Here is a 17,924-nt window from a genome sequence, read left to right on the forward strand (position 1 = left end):
ATCGTTCGGCGCACAGCCGACTCATTTGACGAATAGCTGACGCGGAAAATTGGTCAGTGTCTCGACCCCGGTGTCGGTGATCAGGATGCTTTCGGTGATTTCGAGGCCCCAGTCGTCCATCCACATCCCCGGCATGAAATGAAAGGTCATGCCCGGTTCGAGAATCGTCTCGTCGGACGGACGCAGACTCATGGTACGTTCGCCCCAATCGGGCGGATAACTGATACCGATGGGGTAACCGCAACGCGCCCCTCCGCGGTCGAAGCCGTACTTGTCCATCGCCGCGCCGAGCGCCATGGCGATGTCCGCACAGCGATTGCCGGGCTTGGCCACGGCCAGACCGTTCTCGATCCCCTCGAGCAGAGCCGATTCGCCGCGCACGAACGCCTTGGGCGGCTTGCCGAGGAACACGGTGCGCGACAGCGGCGCATGGTAGCGCTTGAAGCAGCCGGCAATCTCGAAAAACGTTCCCTCGCCTTCCCGAAACGGCGTGTCGTCCCAGGTCAGGTGTGGGGCGGCAGCGTCGGAGCCGGTCGGTAGCAACGGCACGATGGCGGGATAATCGCCGCCTTGCGTAACGCCGGATGTATCGGTCCACCCCTCGATCCCCACGCGGTAGATCTCGGATACCAGCCGGCTCTTGGGCAGACCGGGCTCGATCATGTCGAGAATGCGCGAATGCATGCTCTCGACGATACGCGCGGCGACGCGCATGTAAGCGATCTCCTGGGGCGACTTGATCGCGCGGCACCAGTTGACCAGGGCATTGGCATCCTGGAAACGGGCGTGAGGCAACTCTTTGACCAAGCTTTGGTAAGCCTTGGCGGAAAAGTAGTAGTTGTCCATTTCCAGCCCCACCACACCGGTATGCCAACCGCGATCCGGCATGATCGACTGGGCCAGATACTCCATGGGGTGCATGTCGGGATTCTGGACGTAGTAGTCCGGGTAATAGGTGATGTTGTCCGGATCGATCCAGCAGGTGCGCAAGGCACCATTGCTGTCCTGTCGCCGGCCATACCACACTGGTTCCCCCTCCAACCCCAGCAGCACACACTGATGCACATAAAACGACCAGCCGTCATAGCCGGTAATCCACGCCATGTTGGACGGGTCGCTGATAACCAGCACATCGATACCGCGACTGGCCATTGCCGTGCGCACTTTCATCAGACGCTGGGCATATTCTTCACGCGTAAACGGCAGGGAAACCTTGATCATCGGCCTCGCCCCAAAACGAAATCGCAAAAACCGACCGCCCACACGCCTGCGGGAGAGGCCGGACCGCTTCATGGGATACCCGTAGGTAAGTGAACACCAACATTGTCATGATGATTAACGATTGAAACCATGACAATTGCCTGCCAATGTCCTGATCATGATACTAGCACCAACGCAGAGCCAGCCGTCAAAGGCTTTATTGGATCATGACAATTGACCTAACGCCGTACCTCTCTTCGCACGGCCCCAAGTACCTGGCCATTGCGCGCGCCCTCTCCGAGGCGATCCGTCAGGGCGAGCTCACGCCGGGAACCCGACTGCCTCCACATCGGCAACTGGCCGAAATCCTGGGGGTCAGTGTACAAACCGTATCGCGGGCCTACGCACAGGCAGAAAAGATGGGACTGGTACAGGCTCGGGTCGGTAGCGGCACATGGATCAACCCGCTCGATGATGCCCGCGAGTCCGAATACCTGCGCGGCACGGAACCCCGCTCTGAAACGCCGTTGGTCGATCTTTCCATTGCTCACCCGGTCTGCCTGCCGACGCACCACTTGCGCTTTCGCGAAGCACTGGCCGAGCTTGCCACCCACGCCTCACCGGACATTATCGCTGCCTGCCGCCCCATTGCCGGCCTGCCCTACCAACGCGAGCGCGCCAATGGCTGGTTGCAGGATCGCCTCGGCGTGCCCGGCGACATGGACAGTCGTATCCTGTGCAACGGTGCCGCCCATGGATTGATGCTGGCCATCGCCACCGTGGTTCAACATGGCGACGTGGTGCTGACCGAAGCGCTGACCGATCATGGTTTGATCGCCTTGTCGCGTACGCTGGGCTTTCAATTGCGCGGCGTGAGCATCGACGCCGAGGGCGTCGTTCCCGAAGCGCTGGATGCCGCTTGTCGACGCTTCCAGCCGCGCGCCGTGTGCCTGACGCCGACGCACCTCAACCCGACCGGGGCAACCATGAGCCAGGCCCGGCGCGATGCCGTAGCGGAGGTCATCGCCCGGCATGGCGTGTGGCTGATCGAGGATGACGTACAGGCGCTGCTCGAACCGCCCGGCCTGACGCCGCTGATCGCCCGCCTGCCCCGCCAGAGCTTTCATGTCACTAGCCTGACCAAGGTTACCGTTCCAGGATTGCGCGCCGGTTATCTGAGTGTGCCGCACAGCCAGTTACACCACACCCTGCCGCGCCTGCGCGCCACCAGTTGGATGGCGACGCCGCTGGTCTTCGAACTCGCCAACCTCTGGCTGAGCGATGGCACCGTGGACGCCATGGCCAATGAACAGCGCCAACTGCTCGCCGAGCGCCAGCGGTTGGCGGCCCATTGCCTGCACGGGCACGAGTTCAGCGCCCGCGACTCCAGCCTGCATGTCTGGCTGTCGCTGCCTCCGGCCTGGCGCGCCGAAGAGCTTCAGCAACAGGCCGAGCGCGAAGGGCTATCGATCACCACCGCCCAGCCGTTCATGGTCGAGCAGTCCCCTCCGCCACGCCGAGTCCGTCTCAGCCTGGGTGCAGAGCCCGAAATGGCGCGGCTCAAGCAGGGGCTGGAAACCCTGGCGCGCTTGCTGAACGAGGCACCACCCCCCATGCTGCAAATCGTTTATTGATTGCTCAGTCGTTAGGAGAAAAGAGATGCGCGTACTGGTCCATATCGATGAAGCCGAGACCTGGCGCGAGGCCTTGGCACGACGCCTGCCCGATGCCGAGATCGTCACCAGCGCCGATGACAGCGACACGCCGGCTGATTACCTGGCTGTCTGGAAGCCACCCGAGGCCCTGCTGAAAAACCAGTCCCGATTGAAGGGCATCGTCAACCTGGGGGCCGGCGTCGATGCACTGCTCAACAATCCCGGCCTGCCCCGCGACGTGCCGATCGTCAAGCTGCGTGACGCCGGCATGGGGCCGCTGATGGCGGATTATGTGCGCTATGGTGTACTGCATTTTCAACGTGACTTCGATCGCTACCGGGCACAGCAGACAAGCCGTGAATGGCGGGAGCGTGCGTTGACGGACAAGGCCGACTGGCCGGTGGGCATTCTGGGCCTGGGGGCGATCGGTGCCCATGTCGCGAACACGTTGGCCGAAGACGGCTTTCCCGTGCATGGCTGGAGTCGCTCGCCCAAGACCCTCGACGGGGTGACCTGCCACCACGGCGATGAAGGACTGGCGGCACTGCTTGGCGAGGTGAAGACGCTCGTCACCCTGCTGCCGGACACGTCCAGCACGCGTCATATCATCAATGCCGATACCTTGGCACAACTTCCTGCCGGCGCCAGCCTGGTCAACCCCGGGCGCGGCACGCTGATCGACGAAGCGGCCCTGCTCGCCGCGCTGGGCGACAGCGACGAAGAAGGCCGGCTGCGCGGCGCCCTGCTCGATGCCTTTCCCGAGGAACCCCTGCCGGCCGACAGTCCGCTCTGGTCGCATCCTCGCGTATTGATCACACCGCACATGGCCGCCCCGACACCGGTGCGCGACGCCGCCGATCAGGTCGCCGAGCTGATCCGCGCCATGGAGAACGGCGAGCCCGTCGAGACCATCGACCCACAGGCGGGTTACTGACCAATGCCGATATTGCACAGCATCGTTCATCTCATCGACAAGCAACCCGACGGCCAGCCGGCAACGCTACATGGCCGGGACAGCGAATTGGCCGTTACTCCGGCGCTGGAAGACCTGCTGGAATTCCTAAACGACAGCTACAACGGCAAGCCCAAGAGCTGGGGCTTTTTCAACGCCGATAGCGAAACCTACCCCTTCAGCGTGTGGCTTGCCCGTTACCTCGATGACCATGAGGACTTCGTTGCCTTCAGCCGTCAGGCCGCGGAGCATTTGAAAACCTTGATGGAAGGCAACAATCTCTCGGTGGGCGGTCACGTACTCTTCGTTCACTATCGCCTCGGCGAGAGCGACTACCTGATCATTGCCCTGCTCCATCATAGCGAAGGCGTCAGCGTCACCGACTCCCTGGATGTCGCCCCGGCGCGCCAACTGGACCTGGGTCAATTGCATCTGGCGGCGCGCATCGACCTGTCCGACTGGCGGAGTGGCGCCCCCTCCCGGCAGTACATCTCGTTCGTCAAGGGCAAGGGCGGCAAGCGCATCGCCGATTACTTTCGGGATTTCATCGGTCACGAGGAGGGCATCGACGCCTCCGGCGAGACACGTACCCTGCTCAAGGCCTTCAGTGACTATGTCGAGAGCGAGGATTTCGCCGAGGAGCAGGCTCGCGAAAAGACCGAGACGTTGATCGACTATGCCAGCAGCCAGGCACGCAGTGGCCAGCCGATCACCCTGGACGAGCTTTCCGAACTGGTCGACGAAACCCAGCCCAAGGCTTTCTACGATTACATTCGCAACAAGGATTACGGCCTGTCGCCGGAGATTCCGCCCGACAAGCGTACCCTGCATCAGTTTCGCCGCTTTGCCGGGCGCGCCGGCGGCTTGTCGGTGAGTTTCGACACGCATTTGCTCGGCTCGCAGGTCGAGTACGACGAAACCAGCGACAAGCTGATCATCCACACGGTCCCGGCGTCATTGCGCGATCAGATCAAGCGCCGCAAGGAATGACCGTGACATTAGGTCGAGCGCTCGTCCCGTCGCGGCGATGCGAACGAGCGCTTGCCTGAAACGATGGTAACGCGCCGCGTCTGATTGGCGAGTGTCGCTTTTCTTGTAGCACCCGGCGCCGAATGTCTCCAGACGCATACACAGTAAGCAATTGATTTTCATGAAATCAAAAAGAAACGACGTTATCGTGTCGCAAAACAGGAACATATCTGGCTTTAGAAAAACGCTTTTGACAGGCCTGCCACGGGCTTGGCATTTTTATATAGCCACAAGCAACTGAAATTAAAATAATTTTTAAAACATGGCATTCTATTCGCAATATACAGGACAGACAGGCAACCAACTTTCCCTTTCGTTGCCTGGGGCTTCGGCCCAGCAGTACCCTTCAGTTCCCTGCGTACCTTGGACCGCTCTGCGGTCCAATTTTTTATGCGCGCTATTCAGCCCTGCACGCCCTCTCGCTTTCCCCGCCTTGCCCTGGAAAATGACCCGAACCTGACGGCCCGGGCCATTCGCTGTCTTGGGCCTGCCGAACAGCGCCTTACGTCAGCAAGACATGGAATTGCCTGAGCCACTCGGGATGTGCCGGCCAGGCGGGAGCAGTCACCAGCTTGCCACAGGTTACCGCCTGGGTGACTTCGAGGTCGACGAAGTTGGCGCCTGCCAGTCGCACTTCGGGCGCACAGGCGGGATAGGCCGAGACCCGCCGCCCTTCGAGCGACACCGCAGCGGCAAGCAGTTGCGCGCCATGACAGATCGCTGCGACCGGCTTGTCTTCGGTCATGAAATGACGAACGACATCCAGCACCCGTTCATCGAGGCGCAGGTATTCCGGCGCCCGTCCGCCGGGCACGACCAGCGCATCGTAATTGGCAGGGTCGGTATCGGCGAAGGTGGCATTGAGCGCGAAGTTGTGTCCCGGCTTCTCGCTGTAGGTCTGGTCGCCCTCGAAATCATGAATGGCCGTCTTGACGTTGTCCCCCTCGCGCTTGTCGGGACAGACGGCATGCACTTCATGCCCCATGGCCTGGAGAGCCTGGAAGGGCACCATGATCTCGTAATCTTCGACGAAGTCGCCAGCTATCAGCAGTATCTTGGCCATGACGAGTATCTCCGGAATGCAAAGGGAAAGGACAAGCGCAACGGCTCGCTCATGCAGCGTAGAGGGTTGCCGACAAGCGCGCACGGAACGTTGTCAACGTACCGGCGTCCTAGCCAAGGTAGCGTGATTCACTTGCCAGGAGTGCCCGGCCATGGCCCTGCCACAACGTTTCTTTTCATTGCACGCTGTGCGCCGCACCGTCGTCCCGTGGCTGCTTCTGTTGGCGTGTCTGATACTCCCAGGCCTGTCCCACGCCAACCCGACGCCGTTCCAGGCAGACTATGCGCTGCGTATCGATGGCTGGCCGGATGCCAGCATCCAGCACACACTCTCTCGACACGGATCGACCTGGGAAAGCGAGATGCAGACAGCCATCGCCATTGCCCAGGGCAACGAGCGCAGCCGTTTTCGTCTTCAGGATGGAACGGTCGAGCCTCTACAGTTCGTCAGCGGCTATCGCCTGCTTGGTTTCGGCAAACGCTACAGCTTGTCGGCCGATGATCTGCGCACCCTGCCCGATCGTCAGACGGCACTATTCGAACTATCCCGTCAGGTACGCACGGCACGTTGCTCGCACCCCCAGGTGTCGCCGTGCACGATTCGCTTCCTCGATCACCAGGGCGACGAAGAGACCCTGAAATATCGAGTCGTTGCCCATCCCGACGTCACGTTGCCCATCGGCACCCTTCCCGGCATACGCATCGACGCCTGGGATCCGGAAAAGCGCGATCGCCATTTGATCTTGACGTTCCATGCCGACATTCCCGGCTTGTTGCTGGGCATGGAGTACCGTCGCGAGGGTGAAATCGCCAGCCGGCTCACCCTGACTCGACTGACCCTGACCGCAGACGATCGATCCTCGTGATGGGGCATCAGCAGAACTTTCTGACATCCGTACCCGGCAAACGCTAAAGTAGCGCTCTTTTGCGTCCAAGGAGTGCGGATGTTCTCCGGCCTGCTACTGATTCTGCTGCCCCTGATACTCGGCTACCTGGTGCCGGTACGCCAGGCACGCCTGCAGGAAGCCATCAATCGTGGCGTCAACTTGTCGGTATTCGCCATCCTCGGCCTGATGGGCATCAGCCTGACCGGTCTGGACAACCTCGGCGAGGAGTTGGCGCGCATGGGCGGCCAGGCGGCGCAGCTGTTCTTGATCATCACCCCGGTCAACCTGCTCGCCCTATGGTGGCTGTCTCGGCGAAGCCGCCTGCACACCGGCCAGTCGAAAGCCATCGCCAACGCCCCGACCAGCAAGCTGGCCGCCCTGCAGGGCTCGCTGCAACTGGCCGGTGTCGTGGTGTTGGGCGTGTTGCTCGGCATTGTCTTTTCCAAGCTCGGCTGGGGTGCTGCGCCAGCCCATGCCGAGCGGCTCGCCGAATGGGTGCTCTACGCCTTGCTCGCCCTGATCGGCTGCCAATTACGCAATTCGGGTATGCCGCTCCGGCAGATTCTGCTCAATCGCCATGGTCTGGCCATCGCCTCGACGGTGGCGATCAGTTCGTTGCTCGCCGGGCTGCTGGCCGCACCGCTACTCGACCTGCGCTGGAACGAGGGGCTGGCCATGGCGGCCGGCTTCGGCTGGTATTCGCTATCCGGCATCCTGATCGGCGATCAGCTCGGCCCGGTACTGGGCGGTGTCGCCTTCTTCAACGACTTGGCACGCGAACTGCTGGCCTTCCTGCTGATCCCCTTGGTCATCCACCATGCTACGCCACTAGCCATCGGCTACGGCGGCGCGACCTCGATGGACTTCACGTTGCCGGTCATCCAGCAGCATGGCGGCGTCGCCTGCGTGCCCATCGCCGTGGTCAGCGGCTTCATTCTCTCGCTGCTGTCACCGCCGCTGATCCTGCTATTGCTCATGCTCTAGATACTCATCCCAACGCCTGAAAGGCTTGGCTCAAGCGCTCCCGGGTAAACGGCGCGGTGCGCAGGCGCATGCCCGACGCATCGAAGATGGCGTTGGCGATAGCCGCCGGCACCACGGCCGACGTGGGTTCGCCGGCCCCGAACGGTGGCTGCTCGGGCCGGTCGATGAGAATGATCTCGACCTCGGGAATCTCGGCAAAGGTCAGCAGCGGATAGGCGCCCCACTCGAGACTGGTGATGCCGGTGTGGTCGAACAGGATCTCTTCCTTGAGAGCGCGACTGGTGGCCTGCAGCACGTTGCCCTCGATCTGGTTGCGCAGGCCGTCGGGGTTGATGATCCGTCCGCAATCGTGGGCCACGGTCACCTTGCGCACTCGCACGCCCCTACGCACGCTCAGCTCGACCTCGGCCACGGCGGCGACATAGGCGTATTGGTTCTCGTATTGGGCAAAGGCCATGCCCTGTCCGGCAACGCTCTTGTCGTCGATCTGCAAATAGCGTTGCGGCATGGGCCGCCCTTTCCAGCCGGCCCGCTGCGTGGCGGCCTTGACCACGGCGATGGCACGCGGGTCTTTCAGGTAACGCAGGCGCAACGCTACGGGATCGGCCTTGGCGGCGAAGGCGAGCTCGTCGATGAACGACTCGTTGGCGAAGGTATTCTGCATGGCGCCCAGGGTTCGCAGCGCCGAAGGACGCAAGGGCGACGTTGCCGTGGGGAGCCAGTGCGTGACCACCCGATAGTTGTCGAAAGCATACTCGACCGGTGCGTTGCGATCGCCACCGATTTGCGGACCGTCGGGCACCAGGCCCAAGGCCAGATTGCCGGCCAAGAGATTGGCAGCCCCCTGTGCAGCGCTGGGGCGCGTGGTGTGCGTCGGGGACCAGTTCGCGAACTGCCAGGCGACGATGTCATCGTCATCGTTCAAGGCCGCATCCAGACGCATCACCATGGCCGGGCCCTTCGGCCCCCAGCCATGCTCGTCCTGCCGCGACCATTGCACGCGTACCGGGCGCCTTACGGCCTGGGAGATCAGCGCGGCATCGGCGGCCGCGTCGTCGGCGCCGTTATGACCGTAACAGCCGGAGGCTTCGACATAGATCACATGCACGGCGCCTTCGTCCATGCCCAGCAGATCGGCCAGCGCGCTACGCAACGGATAGACGCCCTGCGTGCCCGACCAGACCGTGGCCTGCCGTTCGGAAACGTCGGCGACGGCACACGACGGGCCGATCGAGTCATGGGCCTGGTAGGGCCAATGATATTCGGCCTGGAAGGTCCGCGGCGCACCGGATAGCGCGCTTTGGGCGTCGCCCCGGGACGCGACGACCTCCTCGCTGGCGCCGGATGCCTTAAGCGATGAATAGAGCGCATCCGGTCGAGGCAGCCCGGCACGGGTAAGCCAGGTTACCGGCAATGCCTCGGCCGCCCGGATCGCCTGCCACTCCGTCTCGGCGACCACGGCGAGGAAGTTGCCGCGTCTGACCAGTTGCACACCCGCCGGCAACGCCGCCTCATCGATGCTCTCCAGTGTGGCAGCGATTGTCGTCGTGCCGACGGTCGGCGGCCGGATCACGCGGGCATGCCACATGCCGGGGCGGGTAACGTCCTGCATGTAGACGAAATTGCCGAACACCTTGGGCGGGATGTCCACCCGCGGCACGGACTGGCCGACCAACGTGTAGTCCTGCGGATCGACGAATGCCGGAGACTCGTCGATACGCTGCGTGAACTGGTCGTCACCGATCAGCTCGCCATAACTGACGCTGCGTGTCGGTTCGCCGACGCGATGGATGCGTCCCTGCTCGGTCACCAGCCGGTCCGGCGTAACGCCCAGAGTGTCGGCCGCCCGCTGGATCAGCAGGCGGCGTGCCGTGGCGGCCGCACGCCGCATCGGGTCGCTGCCTTGCTGAATCGTCGCACTACCCGCCGTGTAACCCTGGTCCGGCGTCAGCTCGGTATCGCCCTGAATCAGACGGGTCGCCGCGAAGGGCATGGCGAGCTCTTCGGCCACGATCTGGCGTAGCGCCGTCGCCACGCCCGTGCCCAGTTCCACCTTGCCGCTATAGATCACCAGCTCGTTGTTTGCCGTGATGACCAGCCAGGCATCCACGGCCCCCTTGGCTAGCGTCGTCTTGTCGACGCCGGCCACATCATTGTCGATGGTGGCGGCACGGAGCACCGCCGGACATAGTGCGAAGCCGACGGCCAACGCCCCGACGCCCTGCACGAACGTCCGACGGGACAGGTCGGGATTCAGGCCTTTTGTCCAGGAGCGCTCAGGTGTCATGCGTTGCCTCGCGCAGGGTGCTGGCGGCGCGTTTGACGGCACGCAGAATGCGCAAGTGCGTGCCGCAGCCGCACAGGTTGGCCGTCAGGGCCTGCTTGATGGTCTCGTCATCGGGGTCGGGATGGCGGTCGAGCAATGCCTTGGCGGTCATGATCATGCCGCTGATGCAATAGGCGCACTGGGCCGCCTGTTCGTCGATGAAGGCCTGCTGTAGGGGATGGGGTTGCTGCGGCGTGCCCAGTCCTTCCAGCGTGACGATGTCTCGCTCACGCAGAGAACTTGCCGGAACGATGCAGGAACGCAAGGGGCGTCCATCGACCAGCACCGTGCAAGCGCCGCATTCGCCCAGGCCGCAGCCGAACTTCGGCCCTCGCAGGCCAAGCTCGCTGCGCAGCACATACAGCAACGGAGTATCGGATTGTGTGTCAAGCGTATGTTCCTCACCGTTGACGCGTAACGTCATGGTCATATCGTGCTGGTCTCCCTGCGTTGCCGACGCTTGCGGCATCATGGTGTCCCGCCCTGGCGCTGCCGAATGACGTCCTCGGCACTGAAATCCGCCGCATATCCCCCGAAACGCCTGCCGACATAGGTCGCCAAGGCAGCGATCTGGGCATCCGTCATCAGATCGCGGTAGGCCGGCATGAATTTCGTTTCGTCGCTGCCGTGACGCTCGAGGCCCTGCAACAGCACGTTGATCAGGTTGGTGCCGTCGGGATCACGTACCGCGCTGTGGTAGGGAAAGAACGGATAGGCACCGCCAGGCCCGCCGCCATCGGGAGAGTGACAACTGGCACATGCCGTTTCGAACAGCAGCGCCCCCTGCTCCATGGTGGCGGCAAGCGGCGAGCCGTCGGGAACCTTGGGTGCGACGGAGCGGGCCTTTTCCACGCTCGGCACGTCGCCAGGCAACGGCGGTACGCTCCGCAGATAGGCCGCCATGGCATGAATGTCATCGTCATGCAGAAAGCGCAGGCTATCGCTGACGACCTCCGCCATGGGGCCTGCCGAGGCGATCTTGTCGGGAATGTGTCCGGTCGCGAGATACATTTCGAGTTCATCCTGCGACCAGCCACCGATACCCGTCGGATGTGGCGTGATATTGTAGGCGCGCCAACCCTGCTGGAGTGCGCCAGCGAACTTGCGTTCCTCGTCGAGCCCCTGAGTCAGGGTCCGCGGCGTATGGCACTGCCCGCAATGTCCTAACGCCTCGACCAGATAGGCGCCTCGATTCCACGCTGCGGACCGGGAATCGTCACCTGCGAACCGTCCCTCGTCGAAATTCAGCCATTTCCAGAACCAAAGCAGCTCACGGTGGCCAAAGGGAAAGGTCATGTCGTTGGCGGGCGGCTGGTAATCCACGCCAGGTTGCGCCATTAGGTAGGCCTTGATGGCCAGCACGTCGTCCCGTGAAAGCTGGGTATAGGCGGTATACGGAAAGGCGGGATAGAGATGCTCGCCGTTTCGGCCGACGCCTTCGTGCAAGGCACGCACGAACTCATCGTCGCTCCATTGGCCGATACCGTGGGTGTCGTCGGGCGTGATATTGGTGGAGTACAACGTGCCGAGCGGCGTATCGAACTCGACACCGCCGGCAAAGGGCCGGCCACGCTCGGTAGTGTGACAGCTTTTGCAGTTGGCGGCCCGCGTCAGGTAGCGGCCGCGTTCGATCCGGTCTTGGTTTCCCGCATCGTTCACCGCACCAACAGCGTCCTGAGCTTGGGCAATGTCTATCGCCAAGATGCCTGTCGCCGCGATCGCCCAGCCCAGCGCAGGCAACAGCAGGCCCTGGCACGTTTGCCGAATCCATCGCATATGTCGGGTTTCCCTTCCCTCGATGTAACGCACCGGTAGCGGCGCGTACAAGAGGTCATGACACGCATGGCGAACGCGCCGTAACGCTCCCGTTAAGCATAGAACACTGACCGGCAAGATCTGCAAGCATGCACAATTGCAATTTTCTTGCACGTTTCATGAGTAATCCCTGCAAGGCTTCGCCCGATAGTGATCCCAAAATCTCGAACCATGAGCCCACGAATGTCCGTACGTCACTCTCCTTGCTCGTCTGTCTCGTTGCGTCGGCAGGCAGGCCGCAGCCGCTGGGGTGCACTGGCCGCCCTGCTGGTCATCGCCTTGGGCATCGGCATCGGCTATTGGCTGCTCAGCCAACCGCCCCGTGTCGAGCGTCGCGCTGCGCCCTCCGCGCCTGATCCGCGCGTCGAGGTCATCCGTCCCGAAGCCGGTGCCGTTGCACCTGACATCCAGGGCTATGGCCGCGTCATTGCTGCGCGCCAGACCGACCTGGCGGCACGAGTAGGGGGACGGCTGATGGCATTCAGCGAGGCGGCCGAACCAGGCCGCGTGGTAGAAGACGGCGCAGCGCTGGCCACCCTGGATGTCAGCGACTATCAACTGGCGGTACGCAGCGCCCAGGCCGCACTCGACCAGACCGAAGCCGACCTGGCCATAGAACGCGCCGAACAGATTCGCGCCCGTAGTGAATATGAATCCTTCGGTCGTCAGCTATCCGCCGAACGCCGCGCACTGGTGCTGCGCGAGCCCCAGTTGAAAGCGGCCCAAGCCGCCGTGGATAGTGCTGAAGTGGCGCTCGAATCGGCACAACTCGACCTGGCACGTACCCAGATCAAGGCCCCATACCGGGCCATGATCCAGGAGCGCCTGGTCGGCCCGGGTAGCGAGATTTCCGCCAATACCGCCGTGCTCAGCGTGGTCGATGTAGGGCACTTCTGGGTTCGTGTATCGCTACCCAGCGAGGAGCTGGCCTGGCTGGACACCGGCGAGGGTGACACGCCCGGCGCCAGCGTACGTATCACTAGTCGTGGCTGGCCCGACGGAATGTACCGGGAGGGCACGGTATTCTCGGTGCTTCCCGATCTTGAAGAGAACGGCCTGCTGGCTCAGGTCCTGGTGCGTGTCGACGATCCGCTGGCGCTGGAGAGCGATGCCCCGGCATTGCGCCTGGGCGATGTGGTCAGCGCCAGCTTCGAAGCCACGCCTCGGGAGGGCCTGGTTGCTCTGCCTACGCTGGCCCTGCGCGACGGGAATCGGGTCTGGGTCGTCGGTGAGGACGGTCGCCTGCGGATACGCGACGTCAGCGTGGTCTATCGCGGCGAAGAACGCCTCCTTCTCGATGCCGACGATTCGGCCCTGACAACCGATCAGCGCGTTATCGTCAGCAATCTCGCCCAGGTTAGAGAAGGCATGACGCTACGTGTCGCCGAAGACGGCCCCGATACCGAGGTCGTGTCGACCGACGCCGACGCCTCGGAAACGACCAGCCCTAGCGACAATGCTCCCTCCCGTGCCGAGGAGTCTCGTTCATGATGCGCCAAGGTCCGATCGCCTGGATGACCCGCCACGGCGTGGCACCCAACTTGCTGATGCTGGCACTGCTGATCGGCGGGCTACTGGCCAGCTTGCATATCAAGAAAGAAGTGTTTCCTGATTTCACGCTGGAGTCGGTGGCAATCAGTGTGACTTATTCCGGCGCGACCCCCGAAGAAGTCGAACAGAGCCTATTGCTGGCCATCGAGGCCGAGCTGGCCGATATCGAGGGGATCGACGAAATTACCTCTACGGCCAGTGAAGGGAGTGGCAGCGTGCAGGTCGACCTGTTGGATGGCGTCGACACCATGCGCGTCTACCAGGAAATCCAGCAGGCCGTCGATTCCATCACCACGTTTCCCGACGCCGCCGATCCGCCCCGTTTCAGCCTGGCGGGGCGTTCGCGTGGCGTCCTCGAACTGCAGTTGCACGGCAACGTTGACGACATGACGCTCAGCGAACTGGGCGAACAGGTGCGTGCCGAACTGATGTCCGGGACCGACATCAGCAAGGTGGAACTGTCCGGCAACCGCGAACGCGAGATTCAGGTCCTGCTCGACGAGGAAGCCATGCGTCGCTACGGACTCAGCCATGCCGACCTGGCCTCGCTGATTGCCGACGAGGCCTTGGATCTGGCAGGCGGCAGCCTGGACACCCGCGACAGCGAATGGCTGATCCGCTACCAGGGGCGCCGCGAGGGCGCACAGGCGTTTACCGACCTGCCGATACGCAGCACGGCCAATGGCGGCGTGATTCGCCTCGGCGACATCGCCGAAGTGCGCGAAGGCTTGGCCGAGAGCGACCGCGAGGTGCTGTTCAATGGCGAGCCTGGCCTGACACTGGAGGTCTACCAGGTCGGCAACCAGACGCCGCTGGGCATCTCCGAAACCGTCCGCGGCGAACTCGACCGTTTGCGTGCCGACCTCCCCGAGGGTATTTCGCTGACCCTGGGCTGGGACAGCTCGGAAGTCTATCGCGATCGCCTCGACCTGTTGCTCAAGAACGCCTGGATGGGGCTCGCCCTGGTGCTGGTGCTGATGGCGCTGTTCCTCGAAGCCCGTCTGGCATTCTGGGTCACGCTGGGCATTCCCACCGCGTTCCTCGGGGCATTGCTGTTCCTGCCCTGGATTGGCGTGTCGCTCAATATGATGTCGATGTTCGCCTTCATCATCGCGCTGGGCATCGTGGTCGACGATGCCATCATGGTTGGCGAGAACATCTACGCCTACCGCGAGCAGGGGCATTCGGTCCGCGAGGCGGCGGTACGCGGCGCGCGTGAAATCGCCGTGCCCATCAGCTTCGCCGTGCTCTCGAACATCGTCGCCTTCCTGCCGCTGCTCTACCTGCCGGGGTTTCTGGGCATGATCATGGGCGTCGTGCCGCTGGTCGTGGTGACGGTGTTTCTGGTGTCCTGGCTGGAAGCGCTGTTCATCCTGCCCGCCCACCTGGCGCATAGCCGCAAGCGCGATAGCCTGCCGGCATGGCAGCGTCCGCTGGAGCGTGTGCGCCTGTTCATGCAAGGCGGCCTGCACCGCTTCACGCATCGCGCTTTCGAGCCGTTCCTGCAACGCACCCTGGACCAGCGTGGCCTGACCGTGGCCATTGGCGTAGCGATCCTGTGCGTGGCGCTGGCCTACGCCATGAGCGGCCGGCTGGGCTTCTCGCTGATGCCACGCGCAGAGGCCGATCGCGTACAGGCCAGCGTGACCCTGCCGGCCGGCAGCCCCATCGCAGAGGACCGCGAGGTTCGCGACGCCCTGCTGGCCAGTGCCCAGCGGCTGGCCGAGCGTGACGACGGTCCGGTCATCGAAAGCACACGCACGCGGCTGAGTGGCGACAGCTTGGAAGTGCGCCTCGATCTAGCCGCGGAAAGCCTGTACGACTGGCCGCCCTCGCGCGTGGCGCGCGAATGGCGGCAGCTCGCCGGAGAGCTCTCCGGTGTCCAGTCGGTGCGCTTCGAGGCCGATGCCGGCGGGCCGGGTAGCGGTGCTGCGCTCACCATTCGCTTGTCTCACTCCCAGAGCGCGGTACTCGAGGAGGCGGCAGCGGCACTCGCCAGCGCGCTCAACGGCTTCGACGGCGTCACCGAGATCGACAGCGGAATCGCCAACGGCAAGCCCCAGCTGTCGATCCGCCTGTCGCCCGAAGGTCGTGCCCTGGGCCTGAGTGGCGCCAGCCTGGCCGCCCAGCTACGTGGACCGCTCCAGGGCGCCACGGCATTGGAGCAGCAGCGCGGCAATACCACTGTCAGTGTCGAGGTCCGTCTGCCACCCGAGGATCGGAATAGCCTCAGCGAGCTGGAGCGTCTGCCGATCGTGACGCCGGACGGCGCCGAAGTGCCATTGTCACGGGTCGCGGAGATTCGCACCGGACGAGCCTCCGCCGAACTGACGCGCATCGACGGACGCCGGGTAATTGCCGTCACCGCCGATGTCTCCGACGGGCCGCAGGTCAACCGCATCGTCAATACCCTGCAGACGGAAGTCTATCCGGACCTGCGCCAGCGCTACCCGGGCCTGGAGATCGGTGCCGGCGGCCGCCAGGAGGAAACCGCTGACAATCTCGCGGCCCTGAAGACCGCCATGTGGCTGACTCTGGCAGCGTTGTACGCCCTGCTGGCGATTCCCTTCCGCAGCTACCTCCAGCCGCTGCTGGTGATGTCGGCGATTCCGTTCGGCATCATCGGCGCCGTGATCGGGCACATGCTGATGGGCTTCGGACTGTCGGTGATCAGTCTGTTGGGCATGCTCGCGCTGTCCGGCGTGGTGATCAACGATGCCTTGGTACTGATCGACTACGCCAACCGTCGTCGACGCGAAGGCATGGGACCGCGCGAAGCGATCGTCGCCGCCGCGACCCGTCGCCTGCGGCCGATCATGATGACCACCCTGACCACCTTCCTGGGACTGGCGCCGATGATCTTCGAAACCTCGCGACAGGCACGTTTCATCATTCCCATGGCGGTATCGTTGGGCTTCGGTATCCTCTTCGCCACGTTGATCCTGCTGATCCTGGTGCCCTGCCTGTACCTGATGCTCGAAAACCTGCGAGCCCGCCTGGGGCTGACGTCCGCGCCGGTGCCGGAGGCCTCATGAAGCGTTTTGCCAAGCCCGGCGTGTCACGTCTGGGACTCAAGCTGTTCGCGACGATTCTGGCCGTCAACGTAGCGATCTGTGCGCTAATCTTCCTGTTCGTGTCGCGCAGCCTGGACCAGGGATTCATCGACTATCTGGAACGCGTCCAGGCCCAGCGTGCCGAAACACTGGCCACCGCTCTGGGGGAAGAATGGGCGGCACGCGGCAGCTGGCAGTGGCTGCAGGACAACGAACGCGCCTGGTTCCGGCTGGTGCATCGTCAGCTCTGGCCCGACCGGGAACGTCCGCCACCGGGCCTGCAGGGCCGGCTCAGCGACCCACGCGACTTCCTGGTCCGCGACATTCAGGGCAATATAGTGATCGGCCCGCCGCCCAGGAACGACGCCGACCGGCGCGAGCGCGGACATGACGACTCGCGGCATGTGCTGTCCATCGTCAGCCAGGGCCAGCAGGTTGGCGAACTGGTCTATCGTCCTCCGCGCGAACTCATGGCACGCATGGATCATATCTTCATCGACCGGCAGCAGCGCAACCTGTCGATCATTGTCGGCTCGCTGGCACTGGCATCGCTCTTGCTGGCCGGCGTGCTGAGCTGGTGGCTGGGGCGACGCACACGGGGCATGGCGCTGGCGACTCGCCGCCTGACCGAAGGCGATTACAGCGTGCGCCTGGCCGAACGCGGGCATGACGAACTGTCGCGCCTGGCCCGCGATTTCAATGTCCTGGCGGAAACCTTGGAAGCCAACCGTCAGGCCCGCCAACGCTGGGTCGCCGATATCGCTCATGAGCTGCGCACACCACTCGCCGTGCTGCATGGCGAGATCGAGGCGATGCAGGACGGTATCCGTCCATTGAATGCCGATAGTCTGGGGTCGCTGTCCCAGGAAGTCGATCAACTGGAGCGACTGGTGCAGGATCTTCGCCTGCTCGCGCAAAGCGATGCCGGCGCGCTGGACGCCCGGCTGGAAACCCTCGATCTGGCCAAAGCGCTTCGCGAGCGACTCGAGGATGCCCGCGGGTGGCTAGAGGGTGGTGGTATCTCACTCGATCTGGACATTCGCGGCCCTGCCCCAGTCCGCGGCGACCTGCAACGCTTGCATCAGTTGTGGAATAATCTGCTTAGCAATACCCGCGCCTATACCGATGCGCCGGGACGCTTGAAAATCAAGCTGGAGGTGACGGGCGGCCAGGTGCGCATTCGCTGGGAGGACAGCGCTCCGGGGGTCGAAGACGAGGAACTTCCCCGTCTGACCGAGCGTTTGTACCGGGTCGAAGCCTCGCGCAACCGCCGCCTGGGTGGAAGCGGGCTGGGGCTGTCCATCGCCAGGGCATTGGTGCAGGCCCATGGGGGCGACATGCAGGTATCGCATTCAACACTGGGCGGCCTATGCTGGACGCTGAGATTTCCCTTGGCGGGGGAATAGGAGA

General features: G+C 63.5%; 13 protein-coding genes. 8 read left to right on the forward strand and 5 right to left on the reverse strand.

Annotated features, from left to right (window positions below):
• Positions 1–21: 21 nt before the first annotated feature.
• Entirely contained in the window at positions 22–1,221 is a 1,200-nt protein-coding gene (gene doeA, locus MHM84_RS10440) for an ectoine hydrolase DoeA (protein WP_239265761.1), read from the reverse strand.
• 206 nt (positions 1,222–1,427) lie between these two features.
• Between doeA and MHM84_RS10445 the strand changes: the two genes are divergently transcribed.
• The 3 genes from MHM84_RS10445 to yejK are packed head-to-tail and all read left to right on the forward strand — an operon-like array spanning position 1,428 to position 4,797.
• Complete coding sequence (locus MHM84_RS10445; protein ID WP_239265763.1) at positions 1,428–2,834, forward strand: PLP-dependent aminotransferase family protein; 1,407 nt, start codon at positions 1,428–1,430, stop codon at positions 2,832–2,834.
• Between the two features lie 25 nt (positions 2,835–2,859).
• A complete protein-coding gene (locus tag MHM84_RS10450) occupies positions 2,860–3,789 on the forward strand; it encodes a glyoxylate/hydroxypyruvate reductase A (protein ID WP_239265765.1) in 930 nt (309 codons plus the stop codon).
• A 3-nt stretch (positions 3,790–3,792) separates the two neighbouring features.
• Positions 3,793–4,797 carry a nucleoid-associated protein YejK gene (gene yejK, locus MHM84_RS10455; RefSeq protein WP_239265767.1) on the forward strand — a complete coding sequence of 335 codons (1,005 nt, stop codon included), beginning with the start codon at positions 3,793–3,795 and terminating at the stop codon, positions 4,795–4,797.
• 541 nt (positions 4,798–5,338) lie between these two features.
• Here the strand turns inward: yejK and MHM84_RS10460 are convergent.
• The gene (locus MHM84_RS10460) at positions 5,339–5,899 is read right to left on the reverse strand and encodes a DJ-1/PfpI family protein (protein WP_239265769.1); all 561 of its coding nucleotides are present in this window, start codon (positions 5,897–5,899) and stop codon (positions 5,339–5,341) included.
• Positions 5,900–6,050: 151 nt separating this feature from the next.
• On the opposite strand from MHM84_RS10460, the gene MHM84_RS10465 reads away from it, so the two are divergent.
• Together MHM84_RS10465 and MHM84_RS10470 are read left to right on the forward strand one after the other, a co-directional pair.
• Positions 6,051–6,764: a hypothetical protein gene (locus MHM84_RS10465; RefSeq protein ID WP_239265771.1), complete on the forward strand. Its 714-nt coding sequence runs from the start codon at positions 6,051–6,053 to the stop codon at positions 6,762–6,764.
• Positions 6,765–6,842: 78 nt separating this feature from the next.
• Entirely contained in the window at positions 6,843–7,769 is a 927-nt protein-coding gene (locus MHM84_RS10470; RefSeq protein ID WP_239265773.1) for a lysine exporter LysO family protein, read from the forward strand.
• Positions 7,770–7,773: 4 nt separating this feature from the next.
• Here MHM84_RS10470 and MHM84_RS10475 read toward each other — a convergent pair whose 3' ends face one another.
• The 3 genes from MHM84_RS10475 to MHM84_RS10485 are packed head-to-tail and all read right to left on the reverse strand — an operon-like array spanning position 7,774 to position 11,871.
• A complete protein-coding gene (locus MHM84_RS10475) occupies positions 7,774–10,056 on the reverse strand; it encodes a molybdopterin cofactor-binding domain-containing protein (protein ID WP_239265775.1) in 2,283 nt (760 codons plus the stop codon).
• A complete protein-coding gene (locus tag MHM84_RS10480) occupies positions 10,046–10,525 on the reverse strand; it encodes a (2Fe-2S)-binding protein (protein ID WP_239265777.1) in 480 nt (159 codons plus the stop codon). Before MHM84_RS10480 ends, MHM84_RS10475 begins: the two co-directional genes overlap by 11 nt.
• A 38-nt stretch (positions 10,526–10,563) precedes the next feature.
• Positions 10,564–11,871: a cytochrome c gene (locus tag MHM84_RS10485; RefSeq protein ID WP_239265780.1), complete on the reverse strand. Its 1,308-nt coding sequence runs from the start codon at positions 11,869–11,871 to the stop codon at positions 10,564–10,566.
• 222 nt (positions 11,872–12,093) lie between these two features.
• Between MHM84_RS10485 and MHM84_RS10490 the strand changes: the two genes are divergently transcribed.
• Genes MHM84_RS10490 through MHM84_RS10500 form a run of 3 tightly spaced genes read left to right on the forward strand, consistent with a single transcriptional unit; the run spans position 12,094 to position 17,920 of the window.
• On the forward strand, positions 12,094–13,401 hold the full coding sequence (locus MHM84_RS10490; RefSeq protein ID WP_239265783.1) for an efflux RND transporter periplasmic adaptor subunit: 1,308 nt from the start codon (positions 12,094–12,096) through the stop codon (positions 13,399–13,401).
• Positions 13,398–16,496, forward strand: a complete 3,099-nt coding sequence (locus MHM84_RS10495) for an efflux RND transporter permease subunit (RefSeq protein WP_239265785.1) — start codon at positions 13,398–13,400, stop codon at positions 16,494–16,496. The genes MHM84_RS10490 and MHM84_RS10495 overlap by 4 nt, the downstream gene beginning before the upstream one ends.
• Complete coding sequence (locus tag MHM84_RS10500; RefSeq protein ID WP_239265787.1) at positions 16,493–17,920, forward strand: ATP-binding protein; 1,428 nt, start codon at positions 16,493–16,495, stop codon at positions 17,918–17,920. The genes MHM84_RS10495 and MHM84_RS10500 overlap by 4 nt, the downstream gene beginning before the upstream one ends.
• Positions 17,921–17,924: the final 4 nt, after the last annotated feature.

Origin of the sequence: Halomonas sp. McH1-25, from assembly GCF_022348165.1 — a bacterium.
GTDB lineage: Bacteria > Pseudomonadota > Gammaproteobacteria > Pseudomonadales > Halomonadaceae > Modicisalibacter.